Annotated in this window: 21 protein-coding genes; 4 read left to right on the top strand and 17 right to left on the bottom strand. The window is 41.0% G+C overall.

The window, feature by feature from the left end; all coding sequences use genetic code 11:
* Together CLV99_RS05835 and dinB are read right to left on the bottom strand one after the other, a co-directional pair.
* The gene (locus CLV99_RS05835) at positions 1–2,937 is read right to left on the bottom strand and encodes a DNA polymerase III subunit alpha (protein ID WP_211348425.1); all 2,937 of its coding nucleotides are present in this window, start codon (positions 2,935–2,937) and stop codon (positions 1–3) included.
* Entirely contained in the window at positions 2,918–4,096 is a 1,179-nt protein-coding gene (dinB, locus tag CLV99_RS05830; RefSeq protein ID WP_133583536.1) for a DNA polymerase IV, read from the bottom strand. Before dinB ends, CLV99_RS05835 begins: the two co-directional genes overlap by 20 nt.
* Before the next feature lie 92 nt (positions 4,097–4,188).
* Here dinB and CLV99_RS05825 point away from each other — a divergent pair, with 92 nt between their 5' ends.
* The 3 genes from CLV99_RS05825 (at position 4,189) to CLV99_RS05815 (ending at position 6,512) form a co-directional block, all read left to right on the top strand.
* Complete coding sequence (locus CLV99_RS05825) at positions 4,189–4,455, top strand: helix-turn-helix domain-containing protein (protein ID WP_133583535.1); 267 nt, start codon at positions 4,189–4,191, stop codon at positions 4,453–4,455.
* Positions 4,456–4,836: 381 nt separating this feature from the next.
* On the top strand, positions 4,837–5,559 hold the full coding sequence (locus CLV99_RS05820; RefSeq protein ID WP_133583534.1) for a hypothetical protein: 723 nt from the start codon (positions 4,837–4,839) through the stop codon (positions 5,557–5,559).
* A gap of 353 nt (positions 5,560–5,912) precedes the next feature.
* Positions 5,913–6,512, top strand: coding sequence for a DUF6088 family protein (locus tag CLV99_RS05815; protein ID WP_133583533.1), 600 nt, complete (start codon positions 5,913–5,915; stop codon positions 6,510–6,512).
* Between the two features lie 318 nt (positions 6,513–6,830).
* On the opposite strand, the gene CLV99_RS23300 is transcribed toward CLV99_RS05815, so the two are convergent.
* From CLV99_RS23300 to CLV99_RS05800, 4 genes are read right to left on the bottom strand one after another with little or no spacing between them, the layout of a single operon-like run.
* On the bottom strand, positions 6,831–7,031 hold the full coding sequence (locus CLV99_RS23300; RefSeq protein WP_211348424.1) for a macro domain-containing protein: 201 nt from the start codon (positions 7,029–7,031) through the stop codon (positions 6,831–6,833).
* Positions 7,032–7,298, bottom strand: a complete 267-nt coding sequence (locus tag CLV99_RS23295; RefSeq protein WP_211348423.1) for a macro domain-containing protein — start codon at positions 7,296–7,298, stop codon at positions 7,032–7,034.
* A gap of 20 nt (positions 7,299–7,318) precedes the next feature.
* Positions 7,319–10,468: a DUF3427 domain-containing protein gene (locus CLV99_RS05805; protein ID WP_133583532.1), complete on the bottom strand. Its 3,150-nt coding sequence runs from the start codon at positions 10,466–10,468 to the stop codon at positions 7,319–7,321.
* Positions 10,465–10,845 (bottom strand): (deoxy)nucleoside triphosphate pyrophosphohydrolase, encoded by a 381-nt coding sequence (locus CLV99_RS05800; RefSeq protein ID WP_133583531.1) that lies wholly within the window; start codon positions 10,843–10,845, stop codon positions 10,465–10,467. Before CLV99_RS05800 ends, CLV99_RS05805 begins: the two co-directional genes overlap by 4 nt.
* Positions 10,846–10,901: 56 nt before the next feature.
* On the opposite strand from CLV99_RS05800, the gene CLV99_RS05795 reads away from it, so the two are divergent.
* The gene (locus CLV99_RS05795; RefSeq protein WP_133583530.1) at positions 10,902–11,858 is read left to right on the top strand and encodes an HNH endonuclease; all 957 of its coding nucleotides are present in this window, start codon (positions 10,902–10,904) and stop codon (positions 11,856–11,858) included.
* Between the two features lie 69 nt (positions 11,859–11,927).
* On the opposite strand, the gene CLV99_RS05790 is transcribed toward CLV99_RS05795, so the two are convergent.
* From CLV99_RS05790 to CLV99_RS05740, 11 genes are all read right to left on the bottom strand, one after another.
* Positions 11,928–12,539 (bottom strand): NADAR family protein, encoded by a 612-nt coding sequence (locus CLV99_RS05790; protein WP_162850035.1) that lies wholly within the window; start codon positions 12,537–12,539, stop codon positions 11,928–11,930.
* 7 nt (positions 12,540–12,546) lie between these two features.
* The gene (locus CLV99_RS05785; protein ID WP_133583528.1) at positions 12,547–13,602 is read right to left on the bottom strand and encodes a phosphoribosyltransferase-like protein; all 1,056 of its coding nucleotides are present in this window, start codon (positions 13,600–13,602) and stop codon (positions 12,547–12,549) included.
* A 9-nt stretch (positions 13,603–13,611) separates the two neighbouring features.
* A complete protein-coding gene (locus CLV99_RS05780; RefSeq protein ID WP_133583527.1) occupies positions 13,612–14,289 on the bottom strand; it encodes a hypothetical protein in 678 nt (225 codons plus the stop codon).
* Between the two features lie 64 nt (positions 14,290–14,353).
* Positions 14,354–15,028, bottom strand: coding sequence for an SLATT domain-containing protein (locus tag CLV99_RS05775; protein ID WP_162850034.1), 675 nt, complete (start codon positions 15,026–15,028; stop codon positions 14,354–14,356).
* Positions 15,018–15,335 (bottom strand): hypothetical protein, encoded by a 318-nt coding sequence (locus tag CLV99_RS05770; RefSeq protein WP_133583525.1) that lies wholly within the window; start codon positions 15,333–15,335, stop codon positions 15,018–15,020. The genes CLV99_RS05775 and CLV99_RS05770 overlap by 11 nt, the downstream gene beginning before the upstream one ends.
* A 116-nt stretch (positions 15,336–15,451) precedes the next feature.
* Entirely contained in the window at positions 15,452–16,753 is a 1,302-nt protein-coding gene (locus CLV99_RS05765) for a Shedu immune nuclease family protein (RefSeq protein WP_133583524.1), read from the bottom strand.
* A gap of 31 nt (positions 16,754–16,784) precedes the next feature.
* Positions 16,785–17,126, bottom strand: a complete 342-nt coding sequence (locus CLV99_RS05760; RefSeq protein WP_133583523.1) for a hypothetical protein — start codon at positions 17,124–17,126, stop codon at positions 16,785–16,787.
* A gap of 307 nt (positions 17,127–17,433) precedes the next feature.
* Positions 17,434–18,009, bottom strand: a complete 576-nt coding sequence (locus CLV99_RS05755) for a hypothetical protein (protein ID WP_133583522.1) — start codon at positions 18,007–18,009, stop codon at positions 17,434–17,436.
* Between the two features lie 13 nt (positions 18,010–18,022).
* Positions 18,023–18,526, bottom strand: a complete 504-nt coding sequence (locus tag CLV99_RS05750; RefSeq protein ID WP_133583521.1) for a YfbM family protein — start codon at positions 18,524–18,526, stop codon at positions 18,023–18,025.
* Positions 18,527–18,535: 9 nt separating this feature from the next.
* On the bottom strand, positions 18,536–18,778 hold the full coding sequence (locus CLV99_RS05745) for a hypothetical protein (protein WP_133583520.1): 243 nt from the start codon (positions 18,776–18,778) through the stop codon (positions 18,536–18,538).
* 49 nt (positions 18,779–18,827) lie between these two features.
* Positions 18,828–19,313: a hypothetical protein gene (locus CLV99_RS05740; RefSeq protein WP_133583519.1), complete on the bottom strand. Its 486-nt coding sequence runs from the start codon at positions 19,311–19,313 to the stop codon at positions 18,828–18,830.
* Between the last annotated feature and the right edge of the window lie 504 nt (positions 19,314–19,817).

Below are 19,817 nucleotides of genomic sequence, written 5' to 3'. Positions count from 1 at the left end.
CTAAATACTCCTTGGATCAGCCTTGAGCGCCATCTTGCCACATCGGCTTACATCGATGGCCGGGCATCCAAATTCGACCACCACCTTGCCCTCGATCAGGTACAGGCCATTGCCCCGCAGGGGCGACTTGGCCAGCGAAGGAGGGAAGTGCACCGTATCAAAGAAGTCCCCATCCATATCCAGAAAAGTCCCAAACTTCATCAGCTTATCGTTCTTCGTGCGCACATACTTCTCCGCCACAAAATCCCCCACCATACGTATCGTCTTCCCTTCGTGCGCCATCAGCTGGGCAGCCTTCACATCCCCTCTATAGTCACTCCGCGCCAGATCGAATAGCGATCCCGACACCCCAAAGCCGATTAGCTCTATTTCATCGTAATAATCCTCCAGTACCGAGCTCGACAGCTTCGGCAGTACCGGCTTGCGACTCGTCGTTTCAAACAGCAGCGGAACAGTTTCTGCCCGCTTATCCTTCGATAGCAACAGGTGCGCCTTCCAGAGAAGCTCCTTCTTACCCAGCCCCATAAAGCGGAAAGCCCCCGTCCGTATCAGGATGATCAGCTGTTCCAACCGGGCCCCCGTGCGCAGTACAAAGTTTTCCAGGCTCGTGTAGTCACCATTAGCCATGCGCTCCGACGGGATACGCAGGGCCAGTTTGTCGTTCAGGTTCTGTAGACAGTCAAACCCCAGGAAGATATCGTCCCCATAGATCGTCGCCACGAATGTCGACTTGTTCACACAAGGCAGATTGATCGCAGCGCCCGCCCGCTTCGCCTCATTCACATACACCTTTCGGTTGTAGAACCCGCCATAGTTGTTCAGCACCGCCACCATAAACTCCTTCGGATAGTACGTCTTCAGGAACAGACTCTGGTAGCTCTCCACCGCATAGGAGGCCGAGTGCGCCTTGTTGAACGAGTAACCCGCAAAACTCTCCATCTGCCGCCATATCTCCCTGCTGGCCGCCTCGGGATAGCCCTGCGCCCCGCAGTGGTCGAAAAATTTATCTTCTATCTCTACCAGATGCTCCTTGTTACGGTACTTGCCCGACATCATCCTGCGCAGCACATCCGCATCCGACATATCTAGCCCACCATAAGCATGGCCTATCTTCATTACATCCTCCTGATAGACCATCACCCCGTAGGTTTCTTCCAGCTGCTCCTTGAATACCGGGTGCGGGTATACCACCGTCTCCGGGTTATGGTGGCGCTTTATAAACTCCGCCATCATGCCCGACGAAGCCACTCCCGGACGTATGATCGACGATGCCGCCACCAGCGTCAGGTAGTCATCACAGCGTAGCTTCGTGATCAGCTGCCGCATAGCAGGCGATTCAATATAAAAGCAGCCTATCGTATTTGCCGAGCGCAGCTGATCTGCGATTTTGGGATCTTCAAAGAAGCGTTTCGGGTTCGAGGTATCGATCGAGACGCCCCGGTTCTGCTTTACGATCTCCCGGCAATCCTTGATATGCCCGATGCCGCGCTGCGAGAGGATATCAAACTTCTCGAAGCCGATATCCTCCGACACATACATATCAAACTGCATCGTCGGTAATCCTTTGGGTGGATAGTCCAGGGCCGAATAATAGGTGAGGGGTAGCTCCGATATCAGCACCCCACTCGGGTGGATCGTGCGCTGGTTCGGAAAGTCCGCCATGCGGTTATATACCGATAGGATCGTATTGGTCACCTCATTCTTATTCAGCATATGCTCCGGTTCGTGCACCAGGCGGTCTATCTCCGCCTTGGGCAGGCCATACACCTTACCCAGCTCCCGTAGGATACTCCGCGAGCGGAAGGTACTCATAGCACCCATCAGGGCGGTATGTCCCGTCTCGTAGCGGTTGAAGATATAGTCATAGATATCGTCGCGCTCGTTCCAGCTAAAGTCAATGTCAAAATCCGGGGGCGACTGCCGCTTCGGATTCAGAAAGCGCTCAAAGGGAAGCTTCAGCTCGATAGGATCCACATCCGTGATCCCCAGACAATAAGCCACCGCCGAGTTGGCCCCCGAGCCACGCCCCACATAGTGAAAATCCCTGCCCCGCGCATAGCGGCATATATCATCCGTAATCAGGAAATAGCTCGAAAAGTTAAGGTTCTCGATAATCTCCAGTTCCCTTTTGATACGCTCCATAGCCACCTTGTCCGTACGGCCATAGCGGTGCCTAAATCCGTCCAGCGTATACTTGTGCAACAGCTGCTTATCGTTTACGGGATTACCAGTAAAGGAAGCCTTATTCTTCATCTTCTTAAAATCCAGATCAAACGAACAGGAAGCCAGCAGGCGGTTCGTATTGCGTATCAGCATCGGGAAGTCACGGTACAGCTCCAGCAGCTTTACCTTAGGTAGCAGCACCTCCTCCTTATCCGCCACCATCTGTTTGTCCAGTTGCGAGAAAAGGATATTATGATCGATAGCCCGCAGCTGGCAGTGCAGTTTATAATCCTCAGGGATAAACGAGACCGGCGCCAGGATCACATAGCGCTCCCAGTTGGCCGCAGCTTCCAGGCGTATCAGGTTACGCTCCGTCGGCCGGATACCGATATATTCATTCTCCCGTAGCTCCTTCACCGACCTACTGCCGTAGGGATAGATAAAATACACCTGATCGAGATAAGGCGCCACCTCAGGCAGGGCAGTAGTCTCCTTATTAGACGCAGTCATCAGTTCATTCAACTGCCGAAAGCCCTCGTTATTGCGTGCTATACCGATATACAGCAGGCGATCACCGTTTCTGAACTCCATACCACCCAGTACGTTCAGTCCCACCTTCATGCCTAGCCGCAGGAAATCCAGCGAGCCCGACGAATTGTTGATATCCGTCAGCACCACCGTATCATGCCTTGCAGCCAAGAGGCCTTCCACCAGATCCTCTAGGCTCAGCGTACCATAGCGCAGGCTGAAATAACTATGCACGTTGAGCATCATCCGCACCTCCTTTTTTATCCAATAGACAGATCCCCTTCTTTATCAGATCCACGCCGTAACGGTTCCTTATCCGATCTACAGCCTGCATAAGGCGTATCTCCTCCAGTGTATCGTTGAATAGATCCACCTGATACGAGCCATGGATCAGCTTGCTGAATTTGACACCGATCAGGCGTATCAGCATCCTACGGCTATATAGTTTTTTGAATAGTTCCAGCACACGGTCCGTTATCACCCGATCCGAGTTGGTATAGGGTATCGCGAGCTGCTGCGTATGCGTGTCAAAGTTCGAGTAGCGTATCTTCAGCGTGATACAGCCCGTCAGCTTCTGCTGGCTGCGCAGATCGTAGGCCAGCTCGTCCACCATAGCCACCAGTGTCTTGCGCAGGATATCCATATCGATCGTATCCGCCAGAAACGTATTCTCCTTGCTCATGCTCTTCTGCTCCCGAAAGGGTACCACTGCACTGTTGTCTACCCCGTTTGCCTTGGTCCATATCGACACCCCATTCTCGCCCAGTACCCTACGCATGGTAAATACCTCCATCTGCTGCAAGGTTTCGATATGCGAAATCCCCATATTGCGCAGCGTCAGGTATGACTTTTCGCCTACCATCGGGATCTTACGGATAGAGAGCGGTGCCAGGAACCGCTTTTCCGTACCGCCAACTACCTGCTTTTCGCCACAGGGCTTTGCTTCGCCCGTCGCTATCTTCGATACCGTTTTATTGACCGATAGGCCAAAAGAAATAGGCAGGCCCGTCTCCTTGATGATCTTTCCGCGCAGCTCCTGCGTCCATTTCCAGCAACCGAAGAACTTGTCCATTCCCGTGATATCGAGGTAGTGCTCATCGATAGATGCCTTCTCCACGATAGGCGTCACCTCCTCGATGATCTCGGTCACCGTGCCCGAATACTTGGAGTACAGGTCATGGTCACCCCGTACGACTACCGCCTCGGGGCACATGCGTAGCGCCAGTTTCATCGGCATAGCGGAGTGTACGCCATACTTGCGCGCTTCGTACGAGCAGGAAGCCACGACGCCACGGTCACCATTACCACCGATCAGTACAGGCTTGCCCACCAGATCCGAATTTACCAACCGCTCTACTGATACAAAGAATGTATCCAGGTCACAATGTACGATATGCCTCTCCATCACCAATTATTTAATTTTGCTAACAAAATTAGTGTAAACTATAGCCAAGAGTTGTATATTTGTTGCTAATATTTGTAGCAATATAAAAGGGTATGTCATTACTAGCTGATAATATGCGTTTTCTGCGTGGGCGACGGGGCTTGTCCCAGCAGCGGGTGGCCGATGAGCTCATCATCACCCGGTCGAGGTATGCCAAGTACGAGGAGGGGGCTTCCGAGCCACCTATAGAGCTATTACAGCGTATCTCACGATACTTTCATGTGTCTATAGATCTATTGGTGGGTGTCGACCTGCAGCGGTCTGGGGTAGAGGAGTTGTTGAAGCTGCCGGATTATCGGAGGGTGTTGCCTGTTAAGTAAGTGGGAAGAAACTCTTTAACAGTAGGGAATAGTTTTTTCATAAGTTACTAATTGGTTTTTACAAGTTACCAATTACTAACAAGTTAAGCAAATACAAAGCTTTCACAATAAAAATCCCTGAAGCGGGGAGCTTCAGGGATTTCTTAACTAACCAATTATTAACCTAAATTATGAATACTGATATAACGGCAAGACTCATGCCGATAGAATATCAGATTGTCATAATAACATAAAGGTTACTAATCTTCTTTATCCACTTCTGTATGATCGACTTTATTGGTTTATGATTATATCTGCTTCATTTTTATGTATTTAATATTTTAAAAGCTATCTTAGATAAGACAATTAGCAGGTTTTTAATTTTCCCTTAGATTATGAGCTATGAAACCATCCAAGAGTCGATATTATTGCCCAGAGGCACAACGTCACAAAATCCTTTTTGAGTCAGAGAAGAAAGCGGAGGACTTCATTAGATACAATAATGAAGAGATTCGCAAGGCCACTGGCTACGCACCTGTGCGATCCTATCAATGTATAGCATGCGATGGCTGGCATGTTACAAGTAGCAGTGAGGTAAGGGATCTTCCCAGCAAGACAGAGATGGTTATACAAGCTTTTAGAGAAGCTCAGGAGGAAAAAAAGAAGCGGAAGGAACAAGCTGCTGCTGTGCGCCAAGAGTGGAGAGACCGACTCGAAGTCGCTGCGGCAAACCTCCAGATGCAAATCGATGTTATAAAAGAGCAGATCGATAACAAAGGTGATAAAACTATAATAATCAGTTTAATAGAAGAAGCTTTTCAGGTATTTGCTAGATTGGGGAAAGCTGCAAAGTTTAGGAAGCACAAGCGAGATCTAGAAAGGGAATTATACCGGCTCGAATTCGGTGCTGAACAGCTCCCCGACGATGCCGAATCCAATATTCTGATACAGATCCAGACGATAGAATACCTGCTGGAGAATAAAAGCGATAAAGCATTAATACACCACATTATTAATGAGACTGCGAAAGCACTGCGAACTAGCCGCAACACCGTATTTGTGAAATATTCAAAGGCCCAGCTAGAAGGCAAATTGAATAGACTTCTATCGCTGTTGCAGCAGTAGACAGACAGTCCATTATCAGTATCAGTGATATCAAAACCAAGAAGATTGAAATCCTAGGTCTATCCATATTCTTATATACTTATTCTTTCCCTCTAGCGCTATTTGATGGAGAAGCTATAGTGGACCTCATGATTGAAAAGCGTTTAGGAGTTGAGGTAGTCAAAGAGATAGATTTGTATGAAGAGGCTTTTGACAAAATATATTAGGTAATGTAGATGTGTTTGTGTGATTAATCATTCTGTATCTTAACTTTTTATGTTGTTAATGTGCATGAAATTTAAATTGATATTCTTGCAGATGGGCTTCTTATTCCTTATCTTTGTATAAAAGCAATTAATAAAGGAGGGCCTGCTATGAGTAGAGCAGAAGAATTAAAGCAGCAATTGAAGCCTGGTCAAGTATATCGTAGAGAAGACTTGACTCCATATTCTAATGCGGTAGATCGACATTTGGCGCAATTGGTTACAGAAGGAGTACTTGACAAGATAGCGCAAGGTATGTATTACTATCCCAAGCAATCCGTATTTGGCGTAATACCTCCCGAAGATGAGGTATTGGTACGTAGTTTTCTAAAAGACGATCGTTTTCTATTAACGTCGCCAAATAGTTATAATGCATTACGTGTAGGTACCACTCAGCTATATAACAAACGTGTAGTTTACAACCACAAACGGCATGGTGAAGTCGATTTAAATGGGAAGAAATTCTTTTTTTGCAAAACACCGTATTTCCCTAAAAAGGCTACTCCCGAATTTCTCTTGGTTGATTTAGTCAATCATCTAGATAGTCTTGCAGAAGATCGGGAGATGGTTCTAAAAAATGTCATTGTCAAAGCTAAATCGATGGATTCTAATAAATTAAAGTATGCAGTTCGAGCGTATGGTCATACAAAGACAAAGAAACTCTTGGATCCAGTGTTAGTACAGATGAAATCGAAGGCTCATGTCCACTAGTTATCTAAGTAAGTATCTAGATCGCCTATAACACTAAGTCGTCATAAAGGTTACATTCACTTATTATTATTACGCTATCTACCTTTTCGGAATCTTCTTGATCTGCACATAAAGATATATCCCTATCAGCAGGAGGAGAATAAGGGCTATTATTGATTTTACAACCCCTGCTGGGATTATCAAGGTATTCCATGCTGGTATTACCAGATCTCGAAATGGAATAACAAATTCCACTAGTAGTAGCAGTAAAATAAAAATTGAGAAGATTGAAATCCTAGGTCTATCCATATTCTTATATCCTTATTCTTACCTAAGATACTAAAAATCATACACTGTCACCTGCACATTCTTACCGGACAAACATTCCAGTAGCAGCGGCTCTATCTTATCCCAGGTGCCGCCAGCCAAGCCACAGCCTATACGGGGCATATGTATTGAAGCATCGTGCTGTAGAGCATGACCAGCCACTTTTTCTAAGGCAGATCTTACCGCTTCATAGCGGATAGGTGGATTGCCCATTTAATCCTTATATATTTTATGCTGCCCGATCATGTTTGCTATCCATGTATCATCTTCGACTTGTACGAACTGTACCTCGCCAAGGGCAAATCCATCTTGCGATTTGTACCAAGCTTTATATTGTTTGGCCGGTTCCTTCCACTTTTTAGAGATAGCCATGACGAACCCTTTTCCCCAGGCACCTATATCATTGCAGATATGTACGATTATTTTATTGCCAGCTAATGTAGGGGAGGTAGCATCACCCTTTGTGTATTCTATTTTCATATTAAATATCATCTAAAATACTACCCCACAGACATCTTGGCTGAAGCAGTCCACAGGTATTCCGGTATAGGTTCTTCCAATTTCCATGTGATAGACATCGGTTTCGAGCCTTCGTAATTAACAAAATTGCCTAAGCCAACAAAGACATATCCAGCGGTATTGCCATACATGTCGTTCTTGCTTTCACGGACAAATAGCAAGATCTTCTTATTCAATTCCGACTGTTTGATGTATGACATTCCTACTGGCGAAGTATCGGTCGTCTGACTTTGCGATTGCCAATGGAATAACGTCTCATCGATAGCATAGTCATCATACATCGTTGTAGGGGAGAAGTCCTCTTCGGATTTCTGTAGATTGATAAATAGCAGTTCTGTATTGATGAGCTTATTCTCAGCAGTACCTTCTCGGTTTGAGCTTTTTTTATCTAAAGTACTCAATCCAAAAGCAGCCAGTATCTGATCACGTGTATAGCGAGCATGGAGCTGTAGAGGTTGTTTATACTCCAAGTTGAGACATTCCGATTCTTCAAAATCAATGGCGTCAATCCGTAACTGAAGATATTCTTTGATCTCCGCAACATAATCCTTATTGAGGCCTATAGTTTCGATGGACTCTTTTAGAGAGATGTTGGAGGTCGCATCTTGCCAAAAGTCATAATGCAGCATGGTAAGGTATAGCGTATCCAATTTAGAGAGATCATTCTCTTCTACTATAAACCCTCGGTCTGCCAATTCAAGTATATATCTAAAGTAGGAAAGCGAATTAGTAGCTACCCATTTTTTTGACAACATCGTTTTGTAATACTTCTCGTTCGTTCTGTCTAGGTCTTTTAGTAGCCCAGCTTCCGCTCGTATGCCTGACCAGGTATCACGTAAGTATATGCGTTGATAAGGAATATTATTAATCTTGATAAAATTAGCCAGCGTCAGTGGTAGCTCCGTTTGATTCACGTAGTTTTGTAGGCGCTTCATCAGATCACGTTTGTTTAGAGAAGTCGCTTTACGAATGTTATTCAGTATTATCTCCTTAGCTTTCTTCTCTAATATGATCGAACAGCCGAGCGGAAGGTGTACAAAATCACTTTCAATCTCCTTTTGTACCGTAGTATTCGTTTTACCGATCAATGCCCTAAATTTTGATTCAAAGTCATAGTTCGGATTAGCATTACCCACAAAATCCAATACCGTCAAAGAATCTTTATTATCATGCAGACGTAGCCCTCTTCCCAGTTGTTGCAAAAATATTGTCAAACTCTCTGTAGGGCGCAAGAACAGAACCGTATCTACTTCTGGGATATCCACACCTTCGTTAAACATATCCACCACAAATAGGTAGTTGAATTCTCGGCTTTTGAATTTAGCCAATATCGTGTCCCTTTCATGCGCATTATCCGAAGTTAACACTGCGGCACGCAAACCAGTAGACTCAAACTTAAGCGCCATATATTTGGCATGATCCTTACTGATACAAAATCCTAGCGCCAGTACATCATTAATATCTTTACAGTATCTATTCAAGTTTTGGATAATATCTCTAACCCGTTGATCCGAATTCGTGTAGATACGAGTCAATTCCTCCACATCATATTTACCACGCACCCATTTTACCTTATCGAGATCGATAGCATCCGAGATAGCAAAATACTGAAATGGACACAGCAATTTATTGTTTAATGCATCGGGTAATCGGATTTCAGCAGCGATACGCTGATCAAAATCTCTTAAGATGCTCTTCCCGTCAGCACGTTCGGGTGTAGCAGTTAGCCCGAGCAATATCTCAGGCCTCAAATATTGGATCACCTGTTGATAGCTATCCGCGGCAGCGTGATGCACCTCGTCCAATGCCACGTAGTCGTAGTAGTCTGGCGAAAATTTGCCCTCTTTAATCCGATTAGCTAATGTTTGTATCGTAGCAAAGACCTGTCTGTTATCAGTCGGTTCGTAGCCATCACCAAGCAATTCACCATAGTTTTGGTCCCGTAGTATATTACGAAATGTAGCCCGAGCTTGCTTCAATATCTCAATGCGATGCGCGACAAAGAGCAATCGGCTTTGTGGATTTAGCTTCAATCTATTTTTAAAATCAAATGCCGAGATCATCGTTTTTCCAGTACCCGTAGCGGCTACTAGCAGATTGCGGTAGTGTCCATGTACTATACGTTCTACCTGCAGTTTTTCCAATATCTCACTTTGGTAGTGATATGGTTTTACATCAAAAAATGTTAATACATCCCGATCCGTTTTACCTAATTTATTCCTGTTCAGAGCAGCAGCTAGCTCTACAAAATGCTTGCTATCGTCGTACCGTTCAAATTCAGGATTCTGCCAGTAGGTTTCAAATGTCTTGCGGAATTTATCAATGATATGGGGTATTTCCTTTGTCGTCACCTTGACATTCCATTCTAGACCATCGGTCAACGCCGATCGGGAGAAGTTAGAAGAGCCAATATATCCCGTATGGAATCCCGTATTTCTATAAAACAAATAGGCCTTAGCATGAAGCCGTTCATTGCCTGTGTTATACGATACCTTGATCTGTGTATTCGGTAGAGCCGATAGTTCTTGGATAGCTTTGGCGTCCGTAGCCCCCATATAAGTGGTAGTAATGATGCGTAGCTGACCACCACGTTCGGTAAATTCTTTAAAAGCCTCGCGTAGCAACACAATAGCCTTCCATTTGATAAAAGAAACTAGAAGATCAATACGATCTGCCGAGCCAATTTCCTTTTTCAACTCGCTGTCCAGCGACAGTCCTACATTACCTCCTGTAAATAGCTCCGATTGGGTGAGCCGCGAGGCAGGCGTGATTTCTTTCAGTCGAAGGTCTAGGTCCGAATAGTGCGAGTCTATTTTGCTAAACACCGCTTTTAGTATTAAGCCTTCCGAATCAATCAGGTCATCTTTAAAATCATATTGATTTATCTCCGAGTGTAGATACTCGATCAGTCTGTTAGAGATCTCAATCTGTCTTTCTAGCAGTAGATCCTTATTCGATTTGATGTTTTGGAAAGCACGAGCTATCACCTCTTGCAGATGCATGGCTAGCACACGCACAGCTTCCTCCTTGTCAATAGCCGTTTTATTGATGTAAAATTCTTGATCCGGGAGCTGTTTCAGTTTCGTAGCTAGCGATTCCGTAATTAGTGATTCGTATATTCCGTAAGTCATAGATTCAGGTATTCATTTACAATAGGCACATCGGCTTCAGCCCAGTCGTAGCTTAGCAGTTCCGTAGTATCTACCCATATTGCTTGTGCATGCTCCGTAGGTAGTACCTTACCCGACTCTAGTATACAGACAAAAGGATACAGGCAGAGCGAAAAGGCAGGGTAGTGGTGTTCTATAGGCGTCAAAGCCTTTCTGATATCAATTTTTAGTCCCAATTCTTCTCGTATTTCCCTACGTAGACAATCTTCTTTGGATTCACCTAGTTCTATCTTGCCACCCGGAAACTCCCACTTCAGCGGCAACTTCATTGCTGCTGATCGTTGACAGATCAGGATCTTATTGTCTTGGACTATTATCGCACAGGTCACTTGTAGCATGGTGGTTTAAAGATAGGGAAAGTAAAATTATAAATCTTTATTATCTTTAGAGCGATATGGATTTGCTGGATATTTACATAAGAGCTTTTGGAAAACTGAAACGAGGAGTGACACCTTATGGTCTGGCACCGCATAAACCTATTCTGCTTTTGACGTTGATCGAATTAATCGATAAGGGGTTAGCGATAGACAATCGATTTGAAGTTAATGTTGATTTGGTAGGACTATTTCAGGAGAATTGGCGGTTACTGGTTCATACGTCCCACCAGTCAGATTTTACCCAACCTTTTTATTACTTGCAGTCAGACAAGGCAAATGGGCAATCTTTCTGGGAATTACATCCTTATCCCGGATTTCAAGTTAATGCACATATCAAGAGCGTCCAGACCTTGTCACAAACTGTAGCCTATGGTAGCTTCAATGCGGAGTTATTTCAGTTACTTACGCTTTCAACCAATCGAGTTATACTTCGGGATACAATCCTGTCTACATACTTTCCCGATCGGCAAGCGAACTATTATCAGCAAAAAGAGATCAACGACGGCTATTACCACGATGTTCAGGCTTTAGTACTCAATGAACCAGAAATGCGCTATAAGCATGTTTCCGTTCAGACCGAGGAGGACGTATTTGTACGATCAGGTCTATTCAAACGGTATATTCCGCAGCTCTATCAGGATACCTGTGCCATGACAGGTATGCGCATGCGCTCTACCTTTAAGTATAATTTTATTGATGCTTGTCATATCGTTCCGTTTGCAGCCACTCATGATGATAAGGTTACCAACGGTATAGCACTATGTCCCAATCTCCACCGCGCCTTCGACAGAGGATTGGTCAGTATAGATGAAGACTATCTTGTTATCGTTTCTAGCCATATTGAGGAGTTGGAAGATCATCCTTATAGCCTAGTCAGATTAGCTGGCAAGCAAATCATTTTACCCCATCAAGCACAATATTACCCATCGCAGGAGAATCTAGCTTGGCATAGAAGTGAGGTGTTTAAAGATTAGTAAGCCTTCTACTTTACTATTAGGTCTTTAATTAATAGAGATCCTGATATAGTATTATTAGAGTAATATCTATACACTTAACGCATAGAGTTTATCCTCTTCATTATTTAGAAAATGATCCTCATTGCATACCGTACCGATATCATGATCATATAATCTAAAACCGGCAATAGTTAGGGGAGGCACACACTCTATTTTGTTGTTCGTTAATATATGCTTTTCCCGAAGGTCCATCCATAGCCTACCAAGGGCATTTGTGCCCTCCAATTGGTTATTCCCTATGTTCTTAGCTCCCCAGAATTGATCTTTATAGGATAACTCGACGATTGCTTTATTTCCAGTTTCTTCCAGTATAGGAGCCAGTTTGTTCCAGTGTTGCGAGAGCTTTATTTCCATCACCCACCGCATTACCTTTAGCTTGATCAGGTCCCAGTCTTGTCTCGAGTAATGGTTGTATTTTTTACTGATCATCTTAGCCGTCATCGGGCTAGCCTGACTGATGATTTCATTTTGAGCTTTAGGGAATAGTGAATAGCGCATCGCTTGGTACAACGCTTCGCTACTAGGTATAATAATATCATTTATAAATAATGGGAATGAAGAAGACATGTTTGACAACTCCCCAAACCCTTCATTTGTTTTAGAAAATGTTATGACTTCACTAATATTATATAATCTCATATTCTCTTTATCCGTTCTCATCTTTCTTAACTCCTCTATTCTTTAAAACGAACAATGGTCGCCATTTATTATTGGCCCACCAAAATACAATTGGACAATTGTTCGGTATATTTCTATAAGTAAAGAACAACGTTCCCAGTCCAAATGTTTTATGCGATTTGATTGTATAGCCCAAGGGACGGATTTGACCAACCTTCAATTCTCCGACACGTGATAATATTTCTATCCCTTTCACCAAAAATAAGGTTTCTATTCTATTTCTAGAAGCCGCCGACGAAAATAATTCTTCTTCAACAGGTTTCTGGGGAGATCTAAAGGCATATTCAACCTTATCAGTAGCAGTTAGTGAATTCCAGTAATCGTGTACATAAGAATCTTGATGATCCAAGGGGATCATATTATTCAGTTTTTGTTTATAGCCTCTTATATTATTTTCAATCCAATACCAAGCTTTTATCGCAAGGATCTTTTTTATTTCCGTGCCCACGCTCTTTATCAGTCTAAATTCGGCATTGTCTGCACCCCAAGTATGGCCACAGATCACAACTACTAGGACTGGGGATTTAGTGTCTCGAATAGATTGGAAGTTAGAAATAGCAGGATTAAAATTGTTGCTAGATTTGAACCAAGTATCTAGGTCATAGAATAGCTTACTACCGGTAGAAAGGACGTCGTCTAAATAGATATACCTTTTTATGCGTCTAGCGGATTGAGTAAGATTGCAATCATGGTGCTCAATTAGGATTTCGTCTAACAGATTTAATAGTTCTCTTTGGCTTTTGTGTTCAGGTTGTAGATCTAAAAATGCTGTTTCAGCAATAAAAGAGGCTACATCTTTATATTTAAATTCCTTTGTCCAGTTTTCTAAACAAGATTGTATAAACTTTCTGCATTCAGTTTTTGATAGATATGTTTGTTTAAATATATGTAATAGCTCGTCCAATACGAATTCTTGATCATCCTCGTTAAACTGGCTTACCCAATCAAGAACATGGTCCGTTGTCATGGCATTATTTTCATAATCCGCCAATACTTCTGCTATGCTGGTAGCTTTTCCTCTCATAATCTCAAATTACATTAGCTTTTTCATTTCATCTACAGTTGGTATCAACGCAGATTTAATATCGCCATTTTCAATACGAGAATAGGGGATATAACTAGGTGTATTGACATCTACTGCAATGCAATATTCTACGGATACTTCGAATTCATCTGAATAGTTTATATCTAGATATCGATATAGTAAATCAGTTACCATAGACAGCTCGTCTGTTCTGAAACCATTTAGCTTGGCAACAAACCAAATGGCTCCAATTTTTTTAATTCCGTTTTCTTCAAAAGAATATACGTGGTGCGGCTTCACAAAAAGAGGTAAGCGTTTTATAACTACGATGGATTTATCTTTAGGTTTCTTGAGAGCCGATAATTTACCTTGAGGCTTTAATGTGTTAAAGTCAAAGTCCTCAAACTCCTGTAAGATGTTAATATTTCGCTGGAACATGTCTTTTGAAATTTTAGCTTTCGCATCTTCGATTTTATCAATCAGTTCTTCTATCTTGTCTCCAATTAAGTTTTTAGAGTTATCCGTAAATGCTCTGGCTAGACAACTTAGCGCAGATATCCAGTAGTCACCACCACCATCATCAGGATTACTTATTTTTGGCACCTTAAGGTTGTTGATTAACGTTTGTCTACCTTTGGGTGTCTTTCTACCAAAATCAACAAGATTAGTTACAGTTATTTTATTCATAATTGGCTGTTTTAAATGTTACTATAATCGTATTAAGTCATACTCTTTTAAAAACTGATGTCCATTATTTATAAAAATTAACAAAACTCAAACCAATAAAAACTAGGGGAGTGCCTATCAGTAGCATTGCATACCATCCATTCACAATCCACCATAGCTTGCGTTTTGTGCTTTTTATATCCCTAGCTTCTAGTTTGCTAAAGTAGTGTCGCTGTGTCGTTTTAAACATGGCGTAATCTATGGGCATATGGTTTTCATATTTGCTTAGGATTGCTTGGTATCTGGGAGCAATATTTTCACAGAATATTTTCGTTGTCTCATCAGACGGAGAGGGGACGAGCGTCTTAAATATCCTTATCTCATTATAGATTTCGCTTATGTCCAATCCACACTGGTGTAGTTTTTCTGCACGTAGCTTATAGTCCTGTGCATTCTCATATTGTGAGAGTACTAACAGAATAATAGATAGCGCTGTTACAAAGTAATTGATTATCTGAAAATTTATACTCGCATGACTACCGACATATACCGATATCAAACCTGCAATTATTAAATAAGCCGAGAAAACGGACATGCTGATACTGGACATCCTTGCCTTGGCTCGTAGTCGTTGATCGGCTTGAAAACGCGCACCTTTGGTAGTCCACACTTTAAGAGATAGTTCTTCTAAAAAGCTTTTTTCTAGGTATGCTTTTTCGCCTGTAAATATTGATTTTTCCAGTGTGTTGTTATTTTCCACCTTTTTCTTCTTCTTGATTTCTATATTTTCGAAATTCCTTTTTAATTTTCAAACCTCTATATGTGGATATAGGAATTGGATCAGCGGGAGCGACAACTGATGCCATAGGGATTACTTGCTCAAACATTGATTCTGGATATTCAGCATCTTCTAGGTGGATTTGGTCGTCTTCAAAATACTCAATATTATATTCTCCAAATGGGAACTCATGGTAATCTTCTCCGTGCTCCATTTTTAGAAAAGTTATATTTATACCTATCTGCTTTCCATCACAGAGCGTTCGGATTCTTATTATTGCTTCTTTCATACCTTGTTTATTTGGTTTACTTTTCTGGAACTTATTTGTTACAAAACAATTAATACTCGACATTAGATACATTGCTGCATGAAAGTGCTTTTGAGATTAACATTCATTTATATTATCTAGTTTTTCTTCTTCACAGTAGGCTTATTCGCGTTGCCTGTAATAATTTTTTGTAGACTTTCAATTTTGATACGTAGTTCGTCAAAGGTTAAAATATCTACATCTTTACTATTACTTCGAAATAGTTCAAAAGCTCCTTTTTGCTCTTCTTTTAATGCAGAATAATTACCAATAAGCACTAGGGCTTTCGGGTTAAAAGTCTGAATGTCATTTTTTCCTTGCATTAACGTAAAGTAGCTTTTTTGGAATTGGTCCCGCTGATTGAGTACCTGACCTATACAACCTGATAATTCTTTGCTTGCAGCAAATACATTGTCTCCTCGATATGGGGATGATTGCAAAAGATTAGTTAGATGAGTTTTGATTTCGACGAATGAAACATTGTTACTCAAGCCACCCTTTATCAGAAAATCATTGTATTTGCCACCTCTATTCGATACAGTATTTCCTCCTACGTAAGCTTCGTCTTGGTATAAAATTACTGGGTAAGCAAATAATGTGGAAAATATCCAGCTATGATCTTTTAGAAACTTTTGCCATTTTTTTTCTAGACCTAATGTGTCAGAGGTTCCTGTGAAAATTTTGTCAAAATCTTTCAGTGCCGCGTTTATAAACTTATTATCTATTATCTCTTTTGTTTTAGCAAGTGAAGTTTCAGAAAAAAAATTAGGCAGGAGAGTTAGTTTTTCAAAAAGATTTTTTATTGACTGCTTATCAGTTTCACTAAATTCCGACATCGAATTCCCCCAATCCAATAATGTGGACGCCAATGCTCCTGATGTATAATTTTTTAAAGGCTCTTCAATATCATTAGGAAAATAATCATGCATATATTGTTGAGATGTACGCTCCCGTTCGGATTTCTGTTTGCTATTTAAACTAGTGAACGCTTTGTTTAATTCATTTAGTTTAGAGTCAGACAAATAAATCACATGTTTTTTTATATCAATTTCTACTTTACCATTTTTTTCAATAACGACTTCATTAATCTTAAGTTGATCTAAAAATTCACCTAGAGGGCGTAAAGTTTTTGTAAAGCCATACCCAAATGTTGAAACCTTATTTATTCCTACGGGAAGCTTTTTTTCAAATCCTATGTAAGTGAATTTATCTATGTTAATATATTTAGACTTTCCTTTATATGGAGTCGGATAATGAATTTCTTTATCACGATTCAAAAATACTTCCCGTGATATCTGATCTATGCCATTGTCGATATCTTTAAAGAAGTATATCTCTTTTGTTTTGTTCCTATTTTTAAGATACTCTTCTGGTTTGTTTTGTGTGATTGTTTTCGCCATTATTAACCAATTTTAATTTAGTCTTTTAGACTTATCTAAATCCAAAATATGCTTTACCCCTTTCTGTAATAGTTAGTGTAGGCCAAGTATCATGACCATTTCCTCCAAGAGTGATATATCTATCAACAATAAAGTCCCATATGATCTCTCTTACTCTTGAAGTATCAGTTTGAGATAAGCCACCAGTGTAAACTGTGTCTTTATCTATCTCAATACCAGTTTTATTTACCTTGACGTGTTCGGAAAGAGCATTGATAAATGGGATAAAGTCGAAAGTTGAGCAGTTGCTTAATAATTCTGCTACTAAAACTTTCAACTCATCATAGGTCAAATTTAGGTTGGGTAAAGGGCCGTAAATAGTGTGTGTTATCATTTGCTTATTACTTTTATTATTTAATCTCAATATCAGATCTTAGTTTAAAACCTGCCCTAATGTCTTCTCTGATTGTATTGGACTGGGGGCCAATGTCATCATTGTATAAAACAGAGAGCTTGTAGTATGTCTGGTGCGGAGTTTTATTAATTTCTATTCTGTGAGTTTTTTACGTTCTTATATAGTCCGACCTCAAATATATTTAGTTCACACAGCTATTACTTACGGTTTACCGTATTTCGTTACTTAGTTATTTCTTAACATACCTTTGCGCCTAAGACTCATTTAGGCCTCTGTGAACAATCAGTTACTTCTTCTTTTTCTGCAGTTCCAAAAACTTTATGTATCCCTGCTGATATGTAAGCCCTTTGCAGGCCGGGGAGAAGAGATAGTCGATCAATTGATTGGCATCCAGTTTTTCATCATCTCCGTTCACTGCTAGCATTGTTAAAGGTTGAATCACTTTTTGCTTATCTTTTATATCTATTTTCTTATCAATATTTTCATAAACAAAATTTGCCAGATCTCTTACATCATCATATTGGGGCTCAGCTTTTATTAGATGTAGTTCATTGATAAGATCACCGATGGTTTTCGAAGGGACATTCGATATAGCTCCATGTTTCGCAATAGTGGGCAACTCCGATATTGATAGCAAAAGGCTATCTTTACTTGTTATTCCTGCACATCTGTAAATGGCATCTTTGTACTTCTTTAGAATAGTCTCCCGATTTGAGTCGGTGATTTGGATCTTCTTCAACTCATCACATGAGATCTCCTGCGCTTGACTTAAAGAAGGTGCCCAAAATGTTAAAATACCTAACAGGCTTACAGTTGTAGAAATATTCTTCATACGACCTCGTAAACGTAAATTATATATCATAAAACAATCAATCTTAAGACAAGAACATTACCATGGCCTGATTTTTTTCTACGGCATCTTTATAAAAACCTCTAAGATCTTCGAAGAAGTCCAACAGGTAATCTAAAGCGTTTTCGTCATCCCAGATATCCGGATACAAATCTTGTTCAAACATTTTATCCGAATCGAATCTGGCAGTTAGCTCATCTTTAGAGAGGTCTTTTATAATATTATACATCTCTTTTGTCTGTTCGGGGCTAGTGAATGTTGCAGGCCCATAACCCATGTCTAGCTCTGGATCAATCTGTGAAGGACCGAAGAGAAGCGGTAGCTGAGGCAATTCGTTGGTGAAAGCATCAGCCAAACTTGAACCTGTTACCAGGTAAAAAATACCTTCCCAAGCTTTGTCAAGATCTAATAGAGCGTAATCATCAGATTCATTCTTGCTATATGCTACATCTATTAAAACTTTGCTGTCTTTCAAAAAGCTTTCTAAAACTTTTTGATCTACCCGAAGGTAGTATTGAATCATTCCCATTGAATATAGTTAGATTATTTCTGGCGGTGTGTCGTTCTTATCGTTCGATTCTCGGACTGCTGAAGCGATTTCTTTCAGCGCATCGCTCTGTAGGAGTAGGGCTGCTGTTTGTTCGCGCTTTGCTGCCAAATAGCGGTTTAATAACGTAGATAGCACTTTGTATAATCCGTAAAATATCCCTACAATGAAGAGACCGTAAACTAGAGGGAGTAGGATTAATAATTCTTGAGTGCCTATAAATGATAAAGTCATAATTTTGGTTTGTTAAAAAGTTATTTTCTCTAATAGTATTCCATATAGATTAAACTAGTATAGCAATCTTACCAAAATACTTTTCATATGTTTCTAGCAGCTTGAAATCCATTCCATCACAAAAGTTAATTACCTCTAAGGCTGTGGCTCGATCTTGTTCACCATTTGCGAACTTAGTTAGTTTACTTTTTTTCATACCTATAGATTCTTCTAGTTCTTTCTTTTGTTGAGTGTGAATCAAGAATAGTCTGGCACTTGGAGACATGTGGCTATATTTTGATATAATGCTATTTTTGTTTCGATTGGGGAATATTTCGGACACAGTAGAATCGAATTTATCAATTGCTATACCGGCGTAATAGTTTGCTAGATATAGAATTGGGAAAAATTCATCAGCATACAGTATTGCTTCTTCCTCATTAACAAGAGCATTTAATCTATCAGTAGTAAAACCTAGGTCAGACGCTATTTTTGACTTGTTTGATTTTAGCCTATCAAGGTATTTGCCTAACGCTGTTTTCGTTTTTGTGCTCATATTTTACGATAAAAAGTATATTAGATTCTTTTTCTCTGATATTAATTGTATATTTGTGTATGTTTTAATGTAAAGCGACATTGCTTGAAGAGGTAGAACTTCTTCAAAACGATAGTCACTCATGAACGAAACCGTCAATTTCCCCATGAGTAGATCGTGAGCTCGCTTTCTACTGATTTTTTTTATCTTTACCGATATTATTTCAGTAGAGCGACGCTCATGTTAGTCTTCTGGGGAAACAAGACTTTTGTCTTGGGGTTCTTGACGGTACCTGTTCAGAAGCTTTGAGCCTCGCTCTATTGGTTTTTTTAACCAATTCAGCTTCTTTCAAGCTTACCGGGTGTCATCGTTTTTATAAACATTATGATTATGAGACGATTAAAAACCATCAAAAAGAACCATCAAGACACAATCCAGGATTGTAGTCATCGGTTTCCCCATCCACTATTATTAAAGAACGTTATTTCTCCGCCGGATTAAGGTTGATATTCAGCATACAGAAAA

The sequence above is a fragment of the Sphingobacterium yanglingense genome, assembly GCF_004363245.1.
In the GTDB taxonomy this organism is placed as follows: Bacteria; Bacteroidota; Bacteroidia; order Sphingobacteriales; family Sphingobacteriaceae; genus Sphingobacterium; species Sphingobacterium yanglingense.
The sequence above is the reverse complement of the archived record's forward strand: the minus strand, read 5'-3'. Positions and strand labels throughout refer to the sequence as shown.